The organism is Streptomyces sp. NPDC012827, from assembly GCF_042900905.1.
Taxonomy (GTDB): Bacteria; Actinomycetota; Actinomycetes; order Streptomycetales; family Streptomycetaceae; genus Streptomyces; species Streptomyces gulbargensis.
In genome coordinates this window covers 569250-589770 of the sequence record NZ_JBIBBY010000004.1, presented here as the reverse complement: position 1 = coordinate 589770, position 20521 = coordinate 569250, and the positions used below count along the sequence as shown (strand labels likewise).

The 20521-nt window shown below is 71.5% G+C and carries 21 protein-coding genes; 7 read left to right on the top strand and 14 right to left on the bottom strand.

Going from position 1 to position 20521, the window contains the following annotated elements:
• Nucleotides 1–7: 7 nt before the first annotated feature.
• The 5 genes from ACFY60_RS12275 to ACFY60_RS12255 all read right to left on the bottom strand — a co-directional run bounded on the left by ACFY60_RS12275 (nucleotide 8) and on the right by ACFY60_RS12255 (nucleotide 5009).
• Nucleotides 8–1561, bottom strand: coding sequence for an SCO6880 family protein (locus tag ACFY60_RS12275; RefSeq protein ID WP_388616076.1), 1554 nt, complete (start codon nucleotides 1559–1561; stop codon nucleotides 8–10).
• Complete coding sequence (locus ACFY60_RS12270; RefSeq protein WP_388616074.1) at nucleotides 1558–2910, bottom strand: hypothetical protein; 1353 nt, start codon at nucleotides 2908–2910, stop codon at nucleotides 1558–1560. The genes ACFY60_RS12275 and ACFY60_RS12270 overlap by 4 nt, the downstream gene beginning before the upstream one ends.
• Complete coding sequence (locus ACFY60_RS12265; protein ID WP_388616072.1) at nucleotides 2900–3745, bottom strand: hypothetical protein; 846 nt, start codon at nucleotides 3743–3745, stop codon at nucleotides 2900–2902. The genes ACFY60_RS12270 and ACFY60_RS12265 overlap by 11 nt, the downstream gene beginning before the upstream one ends.
• Nucleotides 3746–3857: 112 nt before the next feature.
• Complete coding sequence (locus tag ACFY60_RS12260; RefSeq protein WP_024757447.1) at nucleotides 3858–4166, bottom strand: hypothetical protein; 309 nt, start codon at nucleotides 4164–4166, stop codon at nucleotides 3858–3860.
• A 261-nt stretch (nucleotides 4167–4427) separates the two neighbouring features.
• Nucleotides 4428–5009: a TetR/AcrR family transcriptional regulator gene (locus tag ACFY60_RS12255; RefSeq protein ID WP_388616070.1), complete on the bottom strand. Its 582-nt coding sequence runs from the start codon at nucleotides 5007–5009 to the stop codon at nucleotides 4428–4430.
• 173 nt (nucleotides 5010–5182) lie between these two features.
• Here ACFY60_RS12255 and ACFY60_RS12250 point away from each other — a divergent pair, with 173 nt between their 5' ends.
• From ACFY60_RS12250 to ACFY60_RS12240, 3 genes are all read left to right on the top strand, one after another.
• Nucleotides 5183–6067 carry an NAD(P)-dependent oxidoreductase gene (locus tag ACFY60_RS12250; RefSeq protein WP_388616068.1) on the top strand — a complete coding sequence of 295 codons (885 nt, stop codon included), beginning with the start codon at nucleotides 5183–5185 and terminating at the stop codon, nucleotides 6065–6067.
• Between the two features lie 227 nt (nucleotides 6068–6294).
• The gene (locus ACFY60_RS12245) at nucleotides 6295–7296 is read left to right on the top strand and encodes a bifunctional lytic transglycosylase/C40 family peptidase (protein ID WP_309049569.1); all 1002 of its coding nucleotides are present in this window, start codon (nucleotides 6295–6297) and stop codon (nucleotides 7294–7296) included.
• Between the two features lie 222 nt (nucleotides 7297–7518).
• Nucleotides 7519–8235, top strand: a complete 717-nt coding sequence (locus ACFY60_RS12240) for a phosphatase PAP2 family protein (RefSeq protein WP_388616065.1) — start codon at nucleotides 7519–7521, stop codon at nucleotides 8233–8235.
• A gap of 20 nt (nucleotides 8236–8255) precedes the next feature.
• Here the strand turns inward: ACFY60_RS12240 and ACFY60_RS12235 are convergent, their stop codons facing one another.
• Nucleotides 8256–8444, bottom strand: a complete 189-nt coding sequence (locus ACFY60_RS12235; RefSeq protein WP_388616062.1) for a hypothetical protein — start codon at nucleotides 8442–8444, stop codon at nucleotides 8256–8258.
• 131 nt (nucleotides 8445–8575) lie between these two features.
• Between ACFY60_RS12235 and ACFY60_RS12230 the strand changes: the two genes are divergently transcribed.
• Together ACFY60_RS12230 and ACFY60_RS12225 are read left to right on the top strand one after the other, a co-directional pair.
• On the top strand, nucleotides 8576–9415 hold the full coding sequence (locus ACFY60_RS12230) for a hypothetical protein (RefSeq protein ID WP_388616059.1): 840 nt from the start codon (nucleotides 8576–8578) through the stop codon (nucleotides 9413–9415).
• A 130-nt stretch (nucleotides 9416–9545) separates the two neighbouring features.
• A complete protein-coding gene (locus ACFY60_RS12225) occupies nucleotides 9546–9743 on the top strand; it encodes a hypothetical protein (RefSeq protein WP_388616058.1) in 198 nt (65 codons plus the stop codon).
• 39 nt (nucleotides 9744–9782) lie between these two features.
• Here ACFY60_RS12225 and ACFY60_RS12220 read toward each other — a convergent pair whose 3' ends face one another.
• A complete protein-coding gene (locus ACFY60_RS12220; RefSeq protein WP_309049552.1) occupies nucleotides 9783–10160 on the bottom strand; it encodes a metal-sensitive transcriptional regulator in 378 nt (125 codons plus the stop codon).
• Between the two features lie 192 nt (nucleotides 10161–10352).
• Between ACFY60_RS12220 and ACFY60_RS12215 the strand changes: the two genes are divergently transcribed.
• Nucleotides 10353–10973: a DUF47 family protein gene (locus ACFY60_RS12215; RefSeq protein ID WP_309049553.1), complete on the top strand. Its 621-nt coding sequence runs from the start codon at nucleotides 10353–10355 to the stop codon at nucleotides 10971–10973.
• A gap of 5 nt (nucleotides 10974–10978) precedes the next feature.
• Nucleotides 10979–11977, top strand: coding sequence for an anion permease (locus ACFY60_RS12210; protein WP_388616055.1), 999 nt, complete (start codon nucleotides 10979–10981; stop codon nucleotides 11975–11977).
• A 385-nt stretch (nucleotides 11978–12362) separates the two neighbouring features.
• Here the strand turns inward: ACFY60_RS12210 and pstB are convergent, their stop codons facing one another.
• From pstB to ACFY60_RS12175, 7 genes are all read right to left on the bottom strand, one after another.
• Complete coding sequence (gene pstB / locus ACFY60_RS12205) at nucleotides 12363–13139, bottom strand: phosphate ABC transporter ATP-binding protein PstB (RefSeq protein ID WP_388616052.1); 777 nt, start codon at nucleotides 13137–13139, stop codon at nucleotides 12363–12365.
• Nucleotides 13140–13164: 25 nt separating this feature from the next.
• Nucleotides 13165–14238 (bottom strand): phosphate ABC transporter permease PstA, encoded by a 1074-nt coding sequence (pstA, locus tag ACFY60_RS12200; RefSeq protein ID WP_388616050.1) that lies wholly within the window; start codon nucleotides 14236–14238, stop codon nucleotides 13165–13167.
• Nucleotides 14235–15209 carry a phosphate ABC transporter permease subunit PstC gene (pstC, locus tag ACFY60_RS12195; protein WP_388616048.1) on the bottom strand — a complete coding sequence of 325 codons (975 nt, stop codon included), beginning with the start codon at nucleotides 15207–15209 and terminating at the stop codon, nucleotides 14235–14237. The genes pstA and pstC overlap by 4 nt, the downstream gene beginning before the upstream one ends.
• Before the next feature lie 111 nt (nucleotides 15210–15320).
• Nucleotides 15321–16463, bottom strand: a complete 1143-nt coding sequence (gene pstS, locus ACFY60_RS12190) for a phosphate ABC transporter substrate-binding protein PstS (protein WP_388616045.1) — start codon at nucleotides 16461–16463, stop codon at nucleotides 15321–15323.
• A 200-nt stretch (nucleotides 16464–16663) separates the two neighbouring features.
• Nucleotides 16664–17152 (bottom strand): NUDIX hydrolase, encoded by a 489-nt coding sequence (locus ACFY60_RS12185; protein ID WP_388616043.1) that lies wholly within the window; start codon nucleotides 17150–17152, stop codon nucleotides 16664–16666.
• Nucleotides 17149–18135 carry a CHAD domain-containing protein gene (locus ACFY60_RS12180; RefSeq protein WP_388616040.1) on the bottom strand — a complete coding sequence of 329 codons (987 nt, stop codon included), beginning with the start codon at nucleotides 18133–18135 and terminating at the stop codon, nucleotides 17149–17151. The genes ACFY60_RS12185 and ACFY60_RS12180 overlap by 4 nt, the downstream gene beginning before the upstream one ends.
• Nucleotides 18122–20365, bottom strand: a complete 2244-nt coding sequence (locus ACFY60_RS12175) for an RNA degradosome polyphosphate kinase (protein ID WP_388616039.1) — start codon at nucleotides 20363–20365, stop codon at nucleotides 18122–18124. Before ACFY60_RS12175 ends, ACFY60_RS12180 begins: the two co-directional genes overlap by 14 nt.
• Nucleotides 20366–20521: the final 156 nt, after the last annotated feature.

The following is a 20521-nucleotide window of genomic DNA, read 5'->3' as shown; positions in this document are numbered from 1 at the left end:
TTCGGCCCTAGCGGCGGATGCCGGTCGCGAACGGCAGAGTGTTCACAAAGGCCCGGTGGTGCTCGCGGTCGCACCACTCCAGTTTCAGGTACGACTTGCCGGCGGAGGCCCTGATCGTGCGCTTGTCCCGGGCGAGGGCCTCGGGCGAACGCGACGACACGGTGATGTACCCGACGAGGTTCACCCCGGCCGCGCCGCTGGCGAGGTCTTCACCCCGCTGGTCGAGCCGGCCGTGGGCGGCGATGTCGCGCGGGTCGACGGTGCGGTTCATCTTCGCGGCGCGGCTGGCGTCGGCCTCGTCGTTGGTCTTCTCGGTGAGCATGCGCTCGATGGCGACCTCCGTGGGCTCCAGGTCCATGGTGACGGCGACCGTGCGGATGACGTCGGGGGTGTGGACGAGGAGCGGGGCGAGGAAGTTGACGCCGACCGGGGTCATCGGCCACTCCTTGATCCAGGCGGTGGCGTGGCACCAGGGGGCGCGGGTGGAGGACTCCCGGGTCTTCGCCTGGAGGTACGTCGGTTCCATCGCGTCCAGTTCGGCGGGCCACGCGTTGCGCTTGGTCATGGCCTGGATGTGGTCGATGGGGTGGTCCGGGTCGTACATGGAGTGGACGAGGGAGGCCAGGCGGGACTGGCCGAGGGGCTGGCGGACGCGGATGTCGGCCTCGGCGAGGCGGGCGCAGATGTCGGTGAGTTCGCGCGCCATGACGACGGCGAGGCCGGCGTCGCGGTCGAGGCGGCGGGCGCCGGAGGCGTGGCGGGCAGCGCGGGCCATGGCGTTGGCCTCGGCGGCGAGTTCGCGCGTGTAGTGCATGCAGGCCACGAGGTAGGCGCGGTGCTGCTCGCTGGAGGTGGAGACCATCGACTGGAGCTGGTCGTAGGACTCGCGGAGCCAGGCGGGCGCGTGCGGGTCGCCGCGCTGGCCGACGTCCTTGGCGTGGGCGTCGGGGTCGGCGGGGAGGGTGCGGGCCAGCATCTGGAGGCGGGTGACGAAGCCGTCGCCGTTGGCCACGTGCTTGAGGAGGGTGCCGAACCGGTCGACCAGGGCCTCCTGGTCCTCGCTGTCGCGCAGGCCGACGCCGGGGCCCTCGATCTCGATGGCGGCGGTGACGGTGCGGCGGTCGGCGTGCAGGAGGACGGCGATCTCGTCGGGGCCGAAGGGGGCGGAGAGCCAGCCGACGCGGCCGATGCCGGGCGGCGGGCCGATCTCGACCTCGCGGCCGTCGAGGCGGGTGCCGGCCTCGGCGACGCCGGAACGGTAGGCGGTGCCGCGCTTGAGCATCCGCTTGTAGCTGCGGTTGATCTCGAACCACTTGTAGAAGGTGCGGTGCTTGTACGGCACGTACACGGCGGCGAGCGCGAGCATGGGGAGGCCGGCGAGGAGCGCGATGCGGAGCGGGAGGAGGGGGACGAGCAGGCCGCTCATCATGCCGAGGAAGGCGCCGGTGATGATCAGGGCGATCTCGCCGGTCTCCCGGTTCTTGCCGACGATCGCGTTCGGCCGGGCACGGCCGATGAGATACGTGCGGCGGGGCGCGACCGGCTGGGACTGGGTCGTCAACGCCCTCCACCTCCAGTGTGCTTGCGGTTGCTGTGCGGGGTTCCTGCGGTGGGACTGCTGCTACGGGGCGGGGGCGTGGCGCCGGCCGTGCCACCGCCGCCGGTGGTGCCCCGGGTGTCGCCGCCGCGGCTGCTGTGGGCGGCGACGCCGCCGGAGAGCGGGTTGGCGGCGCGGGCCGCGGTGGCCTGGGCGGGCGCGCCGCCGCCGCTGTCGCGGGTGCTGTGGGTCTTGATGCCCTGGGAGACGAGGGAGGCGGGGGAGGAGATGACGGCGGCGGCGGCGTTCTCGCCGGCGCGGTGCAGGCGGTTGTTGCGGGAGGCGACGATCTCGTCGCCGAAGCCGGGCACGAAGCGGTAGATCATCGCGGAGGCGAAGATGGCCAGGAGGATGATCGCGAGGCCGGAGACGACGGCGGAGAAGGCGTTCGGGCCGGTGTCGGAGGAGAGCGCGCCGGCCAGGCCGAGGACGATCACGATGACCGGTTTGACCAGGATCACCGCGATCATGATGCCGGCCCAGCGGCGGACGTGGCCCCACATGTTCTTGTCGACGAGCCCGGCGTAGACGACGACGCCGAGGAGCGCACCGACGTAGAGCAGGACGGCGCGGAGGAACAGCTCCAGGTAGAGCACGCCGGCGGCGAGGACGGTCACCAGCGAGACGATGATCAGCATGATGGGGCCGCCCCCGATGCTGTCGCCCTTCTGCAGGGCCTCCTTGAAGCTGCCGAAGAAGACGTCGGTCTGCCGGCCGGTGCCGGAGGCGATGACCTCGGTGACGGCGTCGGTGGCGTTGACGACCGTGTAGAGGATCAGGGGTGTGAAGGCGGAGGCGAGGACGGTCAGCCAGAGGAAGCCGATGGCCTCGGAGATCGCGGTGGTGAGGGGGACGCCGCGGATGGCGCGCTTGGCGACGGCGAGGAGCCAGAGGAGGAGGGTGAGGAAGGTGGCGGCGGCGAAGACGACGGCGTAGCGGCCGAGGAACTCCATGTTGGTGAAGTCGACGTCGGCGGTCTCCTTCACGGCGGAGGACAGCTCGTCGATGATCTTCACGGCGGCGTCGGCGCAGCCGCGCGCGAGCGACGACAGCGGGTCGAGCGTGGCGGCGGGGTCGGCGGCGGGGGCGCGGGTGCCGCTGGGCTGGCCTTGTTCGCACAGTTCCCGGGCCTGCCCCACGATGAGGTCGCAGGGGTTGTTCGAGGCACTCGGGGACGGTGTGGGCGTGGTCGGTCCCGACGGCGTGGGGGTGGGCGCCGCGTGGGCCTTCGTGGCCAGCAGAAGGGGCGCTGAGAGGAGGGCGGCGGCGATTCCGTACCGTGCGCGGCCCACCGGGCCTCGGTCAGCGGGCATAGGTGAAGCCTCCGTATCCCTCGACGGCCTGGGCGATCTCGTCGGCGATGGAGGCACGGTTGTCCCCGGTGACGGGGGTCGGTCCCTCGCTCTGGCTGGACGAGCGGACCCGCCAGTCGCTGCCGACCCACGTGAGTTTCTGCGTGATGGTGAACCAGGTGGAGGTGACCGGCTTGGTCGATCCCTCGCCGGCGAGGCCGACCAGGCCGGTGCACCAGACCTCGACCGTCGCCGAGGTCGACGTGTAGTCACGCACCTTGGTGCCGACCGGGATCGTGCGTGACACGAAGGTCATTCCCGAGGGGGCGGTGCCGTTGGCGTCGAGCCCGATGCCGCTGAGGAATTCAGGCGAATAGGACGCGTCGAGCTGCTTCAGCAGGCCCTCCACGACGGCCGGATCGTGGATGGACCGGACGATCTGCTCGCGGGCGCTCTGCTGGAACATGTCCACCGACCCCAGCGCCACCGCGTAATTCGCCGCCGCGCTCTGCGCCCCCTGCTCGTCGTGCGCGAAGCCCGTGGGGATCGTGCCGTTCTTGGCGGTGACCGGGCGGACGCCCGTCGCGGCGGTGGGGGCGCCGGCGTCGCCGCGGGGGGCGGCGGTGCCGGCGGTGGGGGTCGCGTCCGTGCGGTCGCCGCCGCCGCGGTTGGCGAAGGCGATGGCGGCGATGAGCAGGACCACCACGCCCACGACCGTGACGAGGGAGCGGGAGCTCCGTACGGGGCGGCGGGCGCCGCCGTAGACGTCACCGCTGTTGGCGTCGGGCAGGCGGGTACGGGTCTGGCCCGAGCCGCCCACGCCGCCGAAGCCGTCGTGCTCGTCGCCGAGGCTCATGCCGGGTACGCCCCCTCACTCGTTCGCGGGTACGACAGTGCTGCAACATGACTGGGCTTCAGGGAACGCATTTCAGCAGGCCTCGGAGGACGGGTCGGGGTCCGACGGTCGGTCAGACGGCCATCCCGTACACGATGGTGAACAGCGTCCCCAGCGATCCGATGATGAAGACGCCGGTGAGACCGGCCACGATCAGGCCCTTGCCCTGTTCCGCGCTGAACGTGTCGCGGAGCGCGGTCGCGCCGATGCGCTGCTTGGCCGCTCCCCAGATGGCGATGCCGAGGCAGAGCAGGATGGCCACGGCCATCACGACCTCGATCATCACTTTGGCTTCGTTGCCGAGGCTCCCGAAGGGTCCCCAGTTGGGGGCGATTCCACCGATGATGGTGGTGATGTCGCCCTTTTCAGCCGCCAGGTACATGTAACTCACCGCCCCTGTATGGGTAGTTAGCTGCTGCCCCTGCCGGACGGCATGGGTCATCGCCCTATCTTCGCCGATGAAACCGCCTGCGTGTGACGGCTTGGCGGCTCTCTTTACCCGATCCCCGCACATCTGACCGATCTGACCGTCTTGACCTGCGGCTGTGCGGTCGGGCTCACGCGAAGAAGCGTACGGTCACTCTGTGTATCACGGAGGGTGACTCCGGGCAATGATTGTCGTTGTTGCACTCTTGGGGCGGCGTCAGGCGTACGAGGCGACCAGGCGCGCGAGGTGACGTCCCGCCAGGAGGAGCGGGGTCTCCGCGCGGGTGATCTGGGCGGTCACCTCGGCGCCTTCGAGGGTGCTGATGACGGTGACGGCCAGGTCGCGCGCCTCGGGGGCGGGGAGGCCGCAGGCGAGGAGCTTCTCGGCGACGAGGTTCTGCCAGGAGCGGTAGGCGGTGGCGCAGGCTTGCTGGATGGGGTTCTCCTCGCCGAGGGTCTCCAGGGCGGCGGCGGTGACGGGGCAGCCCTCGGTCCAGTCGGAGGCGCGCAGTGCGCCGGCCAGGGCGCGGGCACAGGCGTCCAGGGCGGCGGCGGGGTCGCGTTCGGCGTCGAGGGCGGAGCGCAGGAGGTCGGCGAACTCCTCGCGGCCGTGCTCCATGGCGGCGACGGCGACCGCTTCCTTGCCGCCCGGGAAGAAGTGGTAGACGGACCCGAGGGTGGCGTCCGCCTCCTGGGCGATCTGTTTGATGCCGGTGCCGACGTAGCCCTGACGCTGGATGAGGCGTGAGGCGGCGACGACGATCCGGTCGCGCGTGCTGCTGCTGGTCCGCGTCTGCATGGGGAGAGTCTACCGGCCCATTGAGTAGAGCGCTCGTTTTAGAACCGTGCTACGGTCGGCACGAGCGCTGAGTAGAGCGTTCGTTTTAGCCCGTGAGTGCGGGCCGGGCCCTGTCCGGCTCCGCGTGTCCGTCCGCGTGCGCGTTCCGCCCACGCCCACCGAGGGGGTACCCCGTGCAGAAGAGCCGGCAGAACAGCCTTTCCGTCACCGTCATCGGCCTCGGCCCCATGGGCCGCGCCATGGCCGCCGCCTACCTCGACCGGGGGTACGCCGTGACCCTCTGGAACCGCACCGCGAGCCGCGCCGACGAGCTGGTGAGCAAGGGCGCCGTCCTCGCGGCCGGCCCGGAGGAGGCCCTCGCCGCCAACCAGGTCGTCGTCCTCAGCCTCACCGACTACGACGCCGTCCACGGCATCCTCGACTCCGTCGACCCCGCCGTCCTCAAGGGCCGCGTGATCGTCAACCTCAGCTCCGACACCCCGGAGCGCGCCCGCGAGGGGGCCGCCTGGCTGGCCGAGCGCGGCGCCGTCCAGCTCACCGGCGGCGTGCTCGTACCGCCGTCCGGCGTCGGCGACCCGGAGTCCGCCACCTTCTACAGCGGCCCCCTGGACACCTTCGAGGCCCACCGGGAGACCCTCTCGGTCATCACTGGGAAGACCGACCACCGCGGTGAGGACCCGGGCCTCGCCGCGCTGTACTACCAGCTCAACATGGTCATGTTCTGGACGGCGCTCTCCGGCTACTGGCAGGCGCTCGCCCTCGCCGGCGCCCACGGCATCAGCGCCACCGAGCTCCTGCCCTACGCCCACGGCGCCCTCGACCTCGGCCGGTTCCTCGACTTCTACGCGCCCCGCGTGGACGCGGGCAACCACGCCGGGGACGTGGACCGGCTCACCATGGGCCTGGCCAGCGTCGAGCACGTCCTGCACACCGTCACCGACGCGGGGGTGGACGGCGCCCTGCCGGCCGCCGTCGCCGAGCTGTTCCGGCGCGGGGTCGAGGCGGGCCGGGGCGGCGACAGCAGCTCCAGCCTCGTGGAGGTCCTCAAGGGGGCGTGACCCCGTCACGTGCCCCGGCCACGTGCCGCGTGACCCCGCCCCGCGCGCCCGGTGCGCCCCCGGCGCCCCGTCTCCCGCCGTGACCACCGTGTCGCGCACGGTCCCCAGGAGGCCCCTCCCCGCCTAGACTGGCGCTCCGGAACGTACTGCCAGGAGCCGAGGGGTGGTTGACGGTGCGTAAGGCGGGCAGGCCGGGCGGGGCGGGGAGGGCCGGTCGGGCGTGGCTGATGGCCGGCGGGGCCTTCGGCCTGTGCCTCGGCTTCCTCCTGCTGCTCGTCGTCGGCACGTACTCCGCCGCCGCCGGGCTCCTCGGCGGCGCGGGCAGCGGCAAGAACGGCACCGTGTCCCTGGCCAAGGGCGCCGTCCCCGCCCTCTACCAGGGACTCGTGCAGCGCTGGGGCAACCTCTGCCCCGCCATCAACCCGGCGCTGCTCGCCGCCCAGCTCTACCAGGAGAGCGGCTGGAACCCCCGGGCCGTCTCGCCCGCCAACGCCCGCGGCATCGCCCAGTTCATCCCCGGCACCTGGGCGAGCCACGGCATCGACGGCGACGGCGACGGCGACCGCGACATCTGGGACCCGCGGGACGCCATCCCCTCGGCCGCCTCGTACGACTGCGCGCTCGCCGGCTACGTGAAGAACGTCCCCGGCGACCCGGCGAACAACATGCTGGCCGCGTACAACGCGGGCGCCTACCGGGTCATCCAGTACCGCGGTGTGCCGCCGTACAAGGAAACCCAGAACTATGTCCGGATCATCCGCTCGCTGGAGAAGAGCTTCGCCCGCCCCGCCGGCCGCGTCTCCCCCTCCAAGCAGGCCGCCGGAGCCATCTACTACGCCCAGCAGAAGCTCGGCACCCTCTATCTGTGGGGCGGCACGGGCACGGCCGAGCAGGGCGGCCGGTTCGACTGCTCGGGCCTGACCCAGGCCGCGTACGCGAGCGTCGGCATCCACCTGCCGCGCGTCGCCAACGACCAGTACAACGCAGGACCGCACCCCGGCCGCGACGAACTGCTCCCCGGCGACCTGGTGTTCTTCTCGGACGACCTGACCAACTCGCGGGCGATCCGGCACGTCGGCATCTACGTCGGCGGCGGCTACATGATCAACGCCCCGCGCACCGGAGCCGTGATCCGCTTCGACAGGATCGACACCCCGGACTACTTCGGCGCCACCCGCGTCACCGCGGACGGCGCCGCCGCGCTGCCCACCCATCTCCCGCAGCCGTGAACGGAACGGACGGGGCGTCGGACACCGCCCGAGGCGTACCGGACATGGCTGGAACTCACCGTCCGAGGCGGCCCCTGAGCTGCGGCGGACCGTCACTCTTCGATAACGTCGGCATGATCCACCGGAGACAGCGGAACGTGCGCCTCAGGCGGTTCGTTCCCTGATCCGACCGCTCTGACCACGGGGGTTGGAAACCAGACACGAGAGCAAGGGGCCGCAGCAATGGCTGGACTCGCATCGGACGCTTCGAACCCCGATGTCAGCCTGCTCCACGACATCAACGGGCTGGCGAAGACCGCCCCGCCGTGGTTCGACCGGGTCATGGGCTTCGTCGGCGAGTACGGCCTCCTGCTCGGCACGGTCCTCGTCGTGCTCTGGTGCTGGTGGAGCGCCCGCCGGCGCGGCACCCCCGCCGACTCCGTCACGGCCGTGACCGGCATCGTCTGGGCCCCCCTCGCCGCCGGCATCGCGCTCCTCGTCAACGTCCCCATCCGCGACTTCGTCGAACGCCCCCGGCCGTTCAAGGACCACAAGAACCTCGAAGTCCTCGTCGAGGGCAAGACCGACTTCTCCTTCGTCAGCGACCACGCCACCCTCGCCATGGCGCTCGGCGTCGCCCTCTTCGTCGCCGACCGCCGCTTCGGCCTCGCCGCCATCGGGCTCGCCCTCGCCGAGGGTTTCGCCCGCGTCTACATGGGCGTCCACTACCCGACCGACGTCATCGGCGGTTTCGCCCTCGGTACGGCGGTGGCGCTGCTCCTCGCCCCGGTCGCGAGCGCGCTCCTCACGCCCGTCGTCTCCGCCGTGGCCCGCTCCGGCCGGGGCGCCCGCCTCGTCCGCTCCCGGCACGCGGCGAGCCCGCACCGGGCGGAGACGGTCGGCATCCCGGAACCCCGGATCGGCGGCCCGGCCACCGGCCACAGCGACCTGGCCGCCTGACAGCCCCTGGGGCGCGGGATCTAGAGGGTGTCCGCCGGGCCCACCGGGCACGCGGCACCGGCCGCCGCCGTGCGGAGGTGGTCGGCGGCGTCCGTACGGGCGCGGTCCCGGGATCTGCGCGCCGGACCCGTCCAGCCGCAGGCGCAGCGTGCCAGCGCGAACGCGCCGCGCTCCGTCGTGGTCGTCTCATGCGGGGACTGCTCGTGCACCCCACCACCGTACTGCGCGTGACGGGTCGCCTGCGCCGTCGTTATGCGGATCGGGAATCCCCGGATCCACAGGCCCCGGGGAAGCGCGGGGCCCGGGCAAACAGCGGTGAGGCGTTGGGGGTTGGCAGGCGATGGTGGAGCAGCGGTACGGGCGCCCGCGCGGGCACGGGAGCGGGAGCCTCGCCGCCGCCGCGGCCCTGGTCGGCTCCCTCGGCGCCACGGCGCTCACCGGGTGCGCCGCCTCCGCCGACCCCAAGCCGCTGCCGGACCCGGCCCGTACCGTACGGAACGCCGCCGACGCCCTGACGAAGGCCGGGTCCGCCAAGGCCACGACCTCCATGGAGATGGCCACCGGCGGGACCCGCGTCACCATCCGCGGCGAGGGCGGCTACGACTTCCGGCGCCGCACGGGCCGGCTCCAGGTGGTGCTGCCGCACGCCGCGGCCGGGGCGAGCGAGCACCGGCCGATCACCGAACTCCTCACCCCCGGCGCGCTCTACATGAAGAACCGGGGGGCGGGCGTGCCCGCCGACAAGTGGGTGCGCGTGGACACGACCACCCTGGAGGACGGCAACCTCGTCACGGGCGGCGCCACCGACCCCGGAGCGGCGGCCGAACTGCTGCGGGGTGCCGGGGACGTCACGTACCTCGGTGAGACCGACCTCGCGGGGGTGAAAGTCGGCCACTACCGAGGCGTCGCCGACCTCGCGCGCGCCGCCCGCGCGGCCTCGCCGCAGCTGCGCGGGGCGCTGGCCGCGGCGGCGGAGGGGTTCACCACGGACACGGTCCCCTTCGACGCGTACCTGGACGCGGAAGGGCTGCTCAGGAAGGTCCGCCACCAGTTCACCTTCAGCAACCAGGGCCGTACGGTCGCGGTCGCGTCGACCACGCTCCTGTACGGATTCGGGGTCGCCGTCGAGGTCACGCTGCCCGACCGCCGGGACATCTACGCCGGGAAGATCAAGGCCTGAACCGGCCTCCGAGGCCGGCCGCCGGGCCATGGTGCGGACCATCGGCAAAATGGTCCGGACGTGTCATGCGCGCTGTGTGGTGCGCTCCCTACGCTGGGATACCGACTCCGGCAGGAAGAGGTGATGGCGTGTGGCCCCGCCCGGTACGGCGACAGCGACAGCGAACGCGACCGCATCCCCGGACCCGGAGTGCGTGGCCCTCGCCGAGATAGAACTCTGCGGCGAGCTGATGATCGCCGCCGCCGCGTCCGAGGGGGAGCGGCTCAGCCCCGACCGCATCGACGAGGTTCTGCGGGTCGGGGCCGAGCGCGGTCCGCGCGGCCGCTGACCCGCAGCGCCACGGCGCGGGCGACCGCCGGGCCCCGTCTCAGGTCCGCAGCATCCGGGCGATCGCCTTCGTCGCCTCCTCGACCTTCTCGTCGATGCCCTCGCCGGTCGCCGCCGCGTCCGCGACGCAGTGCCGCAGGTGCTCCTCCAGGAGCTGCAGGGCGAAGGACTGGAGCGCCTTGGTGGACGCGCTGACCTGCGTGAGTATGTCGATGCAGTAGACGTCCTCGTCCACCATCCGCTGCAGGCCGCGGATCTGCCCCTCGATGCGGCGCAGCCGCTTCAGGTGCTCGTCCTTCTGCTTGTGGTAGCCGTGGACCCCGTGCGCGTGGTCGGTCCGTGCGTGGCCGGCCGCCTCGACGGCCTGGACGGCCTCGACGGTCTCGGGGGTGACCTGGTCCGTCTCGGTGGTCGTCATCGCGTCCTCCCGCTGTCCGTTAAGGGGGTGTATACCCCTCGTGGGTATATGGTACCGATCCCCGCCGATCCGGGCGGGGGCACGTGCAGATCACTGTGCCTGATGGGCGACACTGAGAGACGCCGGTTAGCCGTGGCCGGATGATGCGCCTAGCATCAGCCTGACCGAAACCCAGCACCCCGAGGACCCCACGTGCGCTTTCGTCTGACCCCCAGGGAGACGAGCTTCTACGACATGTTCGCCGCGTCCGCGGACAACATCGTCACGGGCTCGAAGCTCCTGATGGAACTGCTCGGGGCGGAGCCTTCCGCCCGGGGCGAGATCGCGGAGCGGATGCGGGCAGCGGAGCACGCCGGTGACGACGCCACCCACGCGATCTTCCACCAGCTGAACTCCTCGTTCATCACGCCGTTCGACCGCGAGGATATCTACTCGCTGGCCTCCTGCCTCGACGACATCATGGACTTCATGGAGGAGGCCGTCGACCTGGTCGTCCTCTACAACGTCGAGGAACTGCCCAAGGGCGTCGAGCAGCAGATCGAGGTCCTGGCCCGGGCGGCGGAGCTGACCGCCGAGGCCATGCCCAATCTGCGGACGATGTCCCACCTCACCGAGTACTGGATCGAGGTCAACCGGCTGGAGAACCAGGCGGACCAGATCCACCGCAAGCTGCTCGCCCACCTCTTCAACGGCAAGTACGACGCCATCGAGGTGCTGAAGCTGAAGCAGATCGTGGATGTGCTGGAGGAGGCGGCCGACGCCTTCGAGCACGTGGCGAACACGGTGGAGACCATCGCGGTCAAGGAGTCCTGAGCTTCGTGGACACCTTCGCTCTGATCGTGACCATCGGTGTCGCGCTCGGCTTCACGTATACGAACGGCTTCCACGACTCCGCCAACGCCATCGCGACCTCGGTGTCGACCCGGGCCCTGACGCCCCGGGCGGCGCTCGCGATGGCGGCGGTGATGAACCTCGTCGGCGCCTTCCTCGGGCAGGGCGTCGCCAAGACCGTCAGCGAAGGGCTGATCGCGACGCCCACCGGCGACAAGGGGATGGGCATCCTCTTCGCCGCGCTCGTCGGCGCGATCATCTGGAACCTGGTCACCTGGTACTTCGGGCTGCCGTCCTCGTCCTCCCACGCCCTGTTCGGCGGCATGGTGGGCGCGGCGCTGGCCGGCGGGACCGAGGTCATCTGGTCGGGTGTGCTCGAGAAGATCGTCATCCCGATGTTCATCTCGCCGGTCGTCGGCCTCGTCGCCGGCTACCTGGTCATGTGCGCCATCATGTGGATCTTCCGCAAGGTCAACCCGCACAAGGCCAAGCGCGGCTTCCGCATCGCGCAGACCGTCTCCGCGGCCGGCATGGCCCTCGGCCACGGCCTCCAGGACGCGCAGAAGACGATGGGCATCGTCGTGATGGCCCTCGTCATCGCCGACGTCCAGCAGGCCGGTGACGAGATCCCGGTGTGGGTCAAGATCGCCTGTGCCGTGATGCTGTCGCTCGGTACGTACGCGGGTGGCTGGCGCATCATGCGGACGCTCGGCCGCAAGATCATCGAGCTGGACCCGCCGCAGGGCTTCGCGGCGGAGACCACCGGCGCGTCGATCATGTTCGGCTCGGCGTTCCTCTTCCACGCGCCGATCTCGACCACGCACGTCATCACCTCCGCGATCATGGGCGTGGGCGCGACGAAGCGGGTCAACGCGGTGCGGTGGGGTGTCGCCAAGAACATCATCCTCGGCTGGTTCATCACCATGCCGGCGGCGGGAGCGGTCGCCGCGGTGAGCTACTTCGTGGTCAGGCTGGCCTTCGGCTGACCCCGGTCGGCCACGGCGGCCGGAACGTGGTCGGGCCCGGCTCCCCTGGGGGAGCCGGGCCCTTCGTCGTACGGTGGCACCGCCATGCAGCACCGCAGACGAACTTGCCCCGCACGTGGTGACCCTGGGCCGGGGGCGGGGTGGTTGCGCCCGGTGGTGGGTTCACTCGTGGGGAAGGAGTTGCCCCGCACGTGGTGACCCTGGGCCGGGGGCGGGGTGGTTGCGCCCGGTGGTGGGTTCGCTCGTGGGGAAGGAGTTGCCCCGCACGTGGTGACCCTGGGCCGGGGGCGTGGTGGTTGCTCCCGGGGGTGGGATCGCTCGTGCGAGAGGTGGTTCGTACGGGACGCCCCGGGACGGCGGGGCGGCCCGTACGGGGGGCGGCGGGCTAGCCGAAGCGGCCCGAGATGTAGTCCTCGGTCGCCTGGACGCTCGGGTTGGAGAAGATGCGCTCCGTGTCGTCCAGCTCGATCAGCTTGCCGGGCTGGCCGACGGCCGCCAGGTTGAAGAAGGCCGTGCGGTCCGAGACGCGCGCCGCCTGCTGCATGTTGTGCGTCACGATGACGATCGTGAAGCGCTCCTTCAGCTCGCCGATGAGGTCCTCGATGGCGAGCGTGGAGATCGGGTCGAGGGCCGAGCACGGCTCGTCCATCAGCAGGACCTCCGGCTCGACCGCGATCGCCCGCGCGATGCACAGACGCTGCTGCTGGCCGCCGGAGAGGCCGGAGCCCGGCTTGTTCAGGCGGTCCTTGACCTCGTTCCAGAGGTTCGCGCCCTTGAGGGAGCGCTCCACGATGTCGTTCAGCTCGGACTTCCTGTACGAGCCGTTGAGCCGCAGGCCCGCCGCCACGTTGTCGAAGATCGACATGGTGGGGAAGGGGTTCGGGCGCTGGAACACCATGCCGACCGTGCGGCGGACGGCCACCGGGTCGACGTGGGAGCCGTACAGGTTCTCGTCGTCCAGCATCACCTTGCCCTCGACGCGGCCGCCCGGGGTGACCTCGTGCATGCGGTTCAGGGTGCGCAGGAAGGTGGACTTGCCGCAGCCGGAGGGGCCGATGAAGGCCGTCACCGAGCGGGGCTCGACGGTCATGGAGATGTCGTCGATCGCCTTGTGGGTGCCGTAGTAGGCGGAGAGGCCGCTGACGTCGATCCGCTTGGCCATGTGAATCACTTCCAATCGACCGCGGTCAGCGGCCGGTCTTCGGGGCCTTCCAGCGGGCGATGCCGCGGGCCACCAGGTTGAGGATCATGACGAAGGCGATCAGGACGAGCGCGGCGGCCCAGGCGCGGGCCACGGCGGCGTCGGTGCCGACCGCGTACTGCTCGTACACGTACAGCGGCAGGGAGGACTGGGCGCCTTCGAAGGGGTTCGGGTTGATGAGCTTCGTACCGAACACGAGGAGCAGGACCGGGGCCGTCTCACCGGTGATGCGGGCGACGGCGAGCATGACGCCGGTGGTGATGCCGCCGATCGCGGTGGGCAGGACCACCTTCAGGATGGTGCGCCACTTCGGGATGCCGAGGGCGAGGGAGGCCTCGCGGAGCTCGTTCGGGACGAGCTTGAGCATCTCCTCGGTGGAGCGGACGACGACCGGCATCATCAGGATCGCGAGGGCCATCGCGCCGGCGAAACCGGAGGGGCCGAAGCCCAGCATCAGGTTCCAGGTGGCGAGGATGAAGAGGCCCGCGACGATCGACGGGATGCCCGTCATGACGTCGACGAAGAAGGTGACGGCCTGGGCCAGCTTCCCGCCGCCGTACTCGACGAGGTAGACGGCGGTGAGGAGGCCGATGGGCGCGGCGATCAGGGTCGCGATGCCGACCTGCTCGACGGTGCCGAGGAGGGCGTGGTAGACGCCGCCGCCGGCCTCGGCGTCGAGGACGCCGTTCATCGAGTGGGTGAGGAAGTAGCCGTCGAGGACGGTCATGCCCTTGCTGATCGTGACCCAGGCGAGGGAGAGCAGCGGGACGACGGCGAGGACGAAGCAGACCCAGACGAGGCTGGTGGCGACGCGGTCCTTGGCCTGCCGGGAGCCCTCCACCTTGGAGGTGATCGCGTAGGTGGCGGCGACGAAGATCAGCGCCGCGATCAGACCCCACTGGACCTTGCTGTGCCAGCCGGCGCCCGCGCCGATGCCGATGCCGGCGGCGATGGAGCCGGCCGCGACGGCGGCGGGCGTCCAGCGCGGGAGGCGGGCGTGGGCGAGGGTTCCGCGGCGCGGGGTCACGGCGACCGGACGATCCTGAATGGCGTGGCTCATGCCGCTGCCCCCGAGTACTCCTTGCGACGGCCGATGATCCACCGGGCCGCGCCGTTGACCAGCAGGGTGATGGCGAAGAGGACGAGACCCGAGGCGATCAGGGCGTCCCGGCCGAATGCGTCGGCCTCGTTGAACTTCGCGGCGATGTTCTGGGCGAAGGTGCCGCCGCCCGGGTCGAGCAGGTGGCCCGAGATGAGGAAGCTGGGGGAGAGGACGACGGCCACGGCCATGGTCTCTCCGAGCGCGCGGCCGAGGCCGAGCATGGAGGCGGAGATGATGCCGGAGCGGCCGAAGGGCAGCACCGACATGCGGATGACCTCCCAGCGCGTGGCGCCGAGGGCGAGGGCGGCCTCCTCGTGCATCTTCGGGACCTGGAGGAAGACCTCGCGGGTCACGTTGGTGATGATCGGGAGGATCATGATCGCCAGCAGGATGCCCACGGTGAAGAGGTTGCGGGCGACGCCGTCGCTGGACTTGTCGAAGATGTACGTCCAGCCCAGGTAGGTGTCGAGCCACTGGTTGAGGCCGTCGAGGTACGGCACCAGGAAGATCGCGCCCCAGAGGCCGTAGATGATGCTGGGCACGGCGGCGAGCAGGTCCACCACGTACGCGAGCGGCTTGGCCAGCTTGCGCGGTGCGTAGTGCGAGATGAACAGCGCGATGCCGATGGCGATCGGTACGGCGATGACCATCGCGACGATCGAGGAGACGACCGTGCCGAAGGCGAGGACGGCGATGCCGAAGACCGGCGGGTTCCCGGCCGGGTTCCACTCGAAGGTGGTGAAGAAGTTGGTGCTGTCCTGGGATATCGCGAGGACGGCGCGGTAGGTGAGGAAGACCGCGATCGCGGCCATGATCACGAGGAGCGTGATGCCGGAACCCCGGGAGAGGCCGCTGAAGATGCGGTCTCCGGGGCGGGCCGCGCCCTTGGGGCGCCGGCTCCTGGGGAGGTCGGGTGTGGTGGTAGCCATCGGCTTCTCCGGTCTGCGGGGCCGGTACGGGTGTACGGCTCCTGGCGGCGGTGCACCGGATGCCGGGGGCGGCCCCTCCACGGGAGGTGAGGGGCCGCCCCCGGCCGGGGATCAGGACAGGGTCGGGACGATCGCGCGGACCTTGGCCGCGATCTCGGCCGGCATGGGGGCGTAGTCGGCCTCGGCGAGGACCTTCTGGCCCTCCTCGCTGATCGCGTAGTTCAGGAAGGCCTTCAGGGTCGGCAGGGTCTCCGCCTTGTTGCCCTTGTCGCAGGCGATCTCGTAGGTGACGAGGACCAGCGGGTAGGCGCCCTCGGCCTTGGTGGCGTAGTCGAGGGAGAGCGCCACGTCGTTGCCGGTGCCCTTGACCTTGGCGGCGGCGATGGCCTTGGAGGCGTTCTCCGTGGTGGCGGCGACCGGGGCGGAGGCACCGGTGTTGATGCTGACCGTGGAGATCTTGTTGGAGGTGGCGTACGAGAGCTCGAAGTAGCCGATGGAGCCCTCGGCGTCCTTGACGGCGGTGGCGACACCGGAGGAGCCGTTGGCGGCCTGTCCACCGGGGGCGGGCCACGACTTGGACTTCGGGTCGTACTTCCAGTCTGCGGCAGCCGCGGTGGAAAGGTACTTGCCCAGGTTCTGGGTGGTGCCCGACTCGTCCGAGCGGTGGAAGGCCTGGATCGTGGTGTCGGGGAGCTTGGCGCCCGGGTTGAGCTTGGCGATCGCCGGGTCGTTCCACTTGGTGATCTTCGTGTCGAAGATCTTGGCGAGGGTGGCGGCGTCCAGGACGAGGTTGTCCACGCCCTCCAGCTTGTAGCCGATGGCGATGGGGCCGCCGACCATGGGGAGGTTGACGCCCTTGCCGCCCTTGCAGATCTTCTGCGACTCGGCGACCTCCTCCTCCTTCAGCGCGGAGTCGGAGCCGGCGAAGGCCACCTGGCCCTGGTTGAACTTGGTGATGCCGCCACCGGAGCCGATGCCCTGGTAGTTGACCTCGACGCCTTCGCACGCGGCCTGGAAGTTCTTGACCCACAGGTCCATCGCGTTCTTCTGGGCGCTGGAGCCGGCGGCGAGCAGCTGGCCCTTGGCGCCCTCGCACTTGATGCTCGAGGAGGCGGCGTTGCTGGTCTTGCCGCCACCGCCCTTGGTGGGCTCCGTGTTGTTGTCCGAACCGCACGCCGAGAGGACGAGCGCACCGGAGACGACGAGGGCACCGATCGCGGAGGCGCGAAGCCCGTTCTTGCGCGAAAGCTTCACTTTCGGGTGTTCCTTCCAGAAGCCGCCGTGCCGTGGACCTGGTGTCCGGACGTCCGAGGGCGGCGCGTATCGGGGTTGATGGGTGCATCGTCGTGCTTCGAGCACCTCGTAAGGCCGAAATTAGGCAGAACAGGTGAAGCGGTCGGCGGAGGAGAGTGAACGGGAAGTGAACCGTGCCGTAAGCCCGGGTGCGGACGGCGTCACCGGTGCGCCGGCGGCACCGGCAGGGCGTCCAGGAGCGCCCGGTCCTGGGGCCGGGTGAGGCGGGCGCGGGCCTCGGCCGGCGGCAGCCAGAGCAGGGCGTCGACCTCCCGGGTGGGTGCGAAAGTGCCGCTCAGGGCGCGGGCGGCCCAGTAGTCGACCACCTTGGGGCGGCCGGACGCCGTGTAGCGGACGGTGGGGAGCCGGGCGCCCAGCGCGCAGTGGTGGCCGGTCTCCTCCAGGACCTCGCGCAGAGCGCACTCCTCGGCGGTCTCGCCCCGCTTCCGCTTCCCCTTGGGGTGGGACCAGTCGTCCCACTTGGGCCGGTGGATCACGGCCACCTCGATCCCGGCGGGGTCGCCGGGGTGGCCGGAAACCGCCGGGCGCCACAGGACGCATCCGGCCGCCAGGACCGGGGCGGCGGCCCCGGCCCCGGCCCCGCCGCCGTGGCCGGTCCCGGGGCCCGACGGGGCCGCGGCGGCGTTCATGGCACCGGGGCCGTCGCGCTCCGCCAGGCCCGCTGGAAGGCGAAGCGGGCCGCCTCGACCTCGTGGCGCTGGTCGGCGTGGAGGACGCCCAGGGCGTACGCCGTGGCCGGGGCGATCCTCGGTGTCCGGGCGGCCGTGGCGGCGGCGGTCGCGGCCTCGGCGGCGTCCCGGTGCCGGTCGAGGGCCCGGGCCGCCTCGTACAGCACCGTGTCGGGTTCGCCGCCGGTGTGCAGGACCTCGGAGGCGTACCGGTGGAGCCGCAGCAGGAGCCGGGTGTGGTGCCAGGGCGCGTCCTGCGTCTCCCCGGCGGACAGGGCGAGCGCCTCGGCGTTGTACGGGTGGGCGGCCCGGGTCAGCGGGAGCGCGGCGACCGCCTCCCGCAGGCGGCGTTCGGCGAGGGCGGCCGGGCCGTCCAGGACCTCGGCGGCCGGGGCGGTCCCCGCCGGGCCGAGCGGCACCTCGGAGGCGAGGAGCGCCACCGCGTCGGCGACCGCGTGGAAGCGGGAGGAGCCGAGCGCCTGGAGGGCCGCCGAGTGGGCCCGCGTACGGGCCAGGGTGAGCTGGCGTTCCAGGAGCGCGCCGGCGCGGGCGGCGCCGACGGTGAGGCCGGCGCTCCGCTCGCCCCGGGCTGCGGGGACGGGCCCGCCGGCGCTCGACAGGCGGGACAGCGCGTCCACCAGACGGACGAGCCGGGAGGTGCAGGCCTGTTCCAGGGCCAGGGTCCCGGAGAGCCAGGCCAGCTCGGCGCGGAGCTGGTCGGCCCAGACCGGGTCCAGCAGCGGCCGGAAGGTGTGCAGGGTCCCGCTGATCCGGCGCGCGGCGGCCCGCAGCGTACGGGCGGCCTCCTCCGCCCCGGCCGTGTCGGCGCCGCTCTCGCGGTGCAGCCGCAGGCCGCGGAGGAAGTCCGCGGCCCGGGCGTGCAGGTACGGGGCCAGGACCTCGCCCGCCATGACGTCCTGGGAGTAGTGGTCAGGGTTGGACACGCCGCCGCCTCCGGGCGTCGATGAGCATCTCCTGGACGTGCCGCAGCGGCTTGCCCTCGGCGTCGGTCGCGTGGCGCGTCCAGTTGCCGTCGGGGCCGAGGTGCCAGGAGGAGGTGGTGTCGGACATCCCGGTCTCCAGGAGCCGGGTGAGGGCCGCCCGGTGGGCGGGGTCGGAGACCCGGACGAGGGCCTCTATCCGGCGGTCGAGGTTCCGGTGCATCATGTCGGCGCTGCCGAACCAGACCTCCGGTTCGCCGCCGTTGCCGAAGGCGAAGATCCGGGAGTGCTCCAGGAAGCGGCCGAGGACCGACCGGACCCGGATGTTCTCCGAGAGGCCGGGGACGCCGGGCCGTACGGCGCAGATGCCGCGGACCCAGATGTCGACCGGCACCCCGGCCTGCGAGGCCCGGTAGCAGGCGTCGATGACGGCCTCGTCGACCATCGAGTTGACCTTGATCCGGACGTAGGCGGGGCGCCCGGCCCGGTGGTGGACGATCTCCTTGGTGATCCGGGAGACCAGCCCGTCGCGCAGCGACTTGGGGGCGACGAGGAGCCGGCGGTACGTCTCACGGCGCGAGTAGCCGGAGAGCCGGTTGAACAGGTCGGACAGGTCGGCGCCCACCTGCGGGTCGGCGGTGAGCAGGCCGAGGTCCTCGTAGAGCCGGGCCGTCTTCGGGTGGTAGTTGCCGGTGCCGACGTGGGAGTAGCGGCGCAGCAGCTCGCCCTCCTGCCGTACCACCAGGGACAGCTTGCAGTGGGTCTTGAGGCCGACGAGGCCGTAGACGACGTGGCAGCCGGCCTCCTCCAGCTTCCGCGCCCACTTGATGTTGGCCTGCTCGTCGAAGCGGGCCTTGATCTCGACGAGGACGAGGACCTGCTTGCCCGATTCGGCCGCGTCGATCAGCGCGTCCACGATCGGCGAGTCGCCCGAGGTCCGGTAGAGCGTCTGCTTGATCGCGAGGACGTCCGGGTCGGCCGCCGCCTGCTCCAGGAAGGCCTGCACGGACGTCGAGAAGGAGTCGTACGGGTGGTGCAGCAGCACGTCCCGCTCGCGCAGCGCGGCGAAGACGTCCGGCGCGGACGCCGACTCCACCTCGGAGAGGTCCCGGTGGGTGCCGGCGACGAACGTCGGGTACTTCAGCTCGGGCCGGTCCTGCCCGGCGATGCCGAAGAGGCCGGTGAGGTCGAGCGGGCCCGGCAGCGGGTAGACCTCGGCGTCGGACACCTTGAGCTCGCGGACCAGCAGGTCGAGCACGTACGGGTCGATCGACTCCTCGACCTCCAGGCGGACCGGCGGGCCGAAGCGGCGCCGCATGAGCTCCTTCTCCAGCGCCTGGAGCAGGTTCTCGGCGTCGTCCTCCTCGACCTCCAGGTCCTCGTTCCTGGTCACCCGGAACATGTGGTGCGCGAGCACCTCCATGCCGGGGAACAGCTCCTCCAGGTGCGCCGCGATGACGTCCTCCAGCGGGACGTACCGCTGCGGGGAGGCCTCCAGGAAGCGGGAGAGCAGCGGCGGCACCTTCACGCGCGCGAAGTGGCGGTGGCCGCTGACCGGGTTGCGGACGACCACGGCGAGGTTGAGCGAGAGACCCGAGATGTACGGGAAGGGGTGGGCCGGGTCGACGGCGAGCGGGGTGAGGACGGGGAAGATCTGCTGCCGGAAGAGGGTGAAGAGGCGGGCCTGCTCCTTCTCCGTCAGCTCGGGCCAGCGGATCAGGTGGATGCCCTCGTCGGCCAGGGCGGGTGCGACGTCCTGCTGGAAGCAGGCGGCGTGCCGGGCCATGAGCTCGCGCGAGCGGGTCCAGATGAGGTCGAGGACCTCGCGGGGCTGGAGGCCCGAGGCGGAGCGCGTGGCCACGCCGGTGGCGATGCGGCGCTTGAGGCCGGCCACGCGGACCATGAAGAACTCGTCGAGGTTCGAGGCGAAGATCGCGAGGAAGTTGGCGCGCTCCAGGAGGGGCGTGCCGGGGTCCTCGGCGAGTTCGAGGACGCGCTCGTTGAAGGCGAGCCAGCTGCGTTCACGGTCGAGGAAGCGCCCCGGGGGCAGCTCGTCGTGTCCGTCGCCGTCCCCCTCGTACGCGTCGGGATCGGAGTCCAGACCGGAGTCGATGCCCCCTACGCCGTTCGGGTGAACGACCTGGGGCCGGTGCGCGGCGATGGAGCCGACGGACGGCTGCGCGGACGGGGTGGCGGAGGACTGGACCGGGACCTCGGCGGGCTGCTGGCTCATGGCCCCATTCTTCCGCGCGAACGGGTGGTCGGGCGCGTCGGAGCGGGCCGTGGTGGAGGGAAGTCTCCCCTTGGGGAGGGCCCTGGCGGGCACGGGCACGGAGCGCTTCATTGCGTGAGCGTCGCAAGCGCGTCTGAACGGTCGGTAACGGGGACG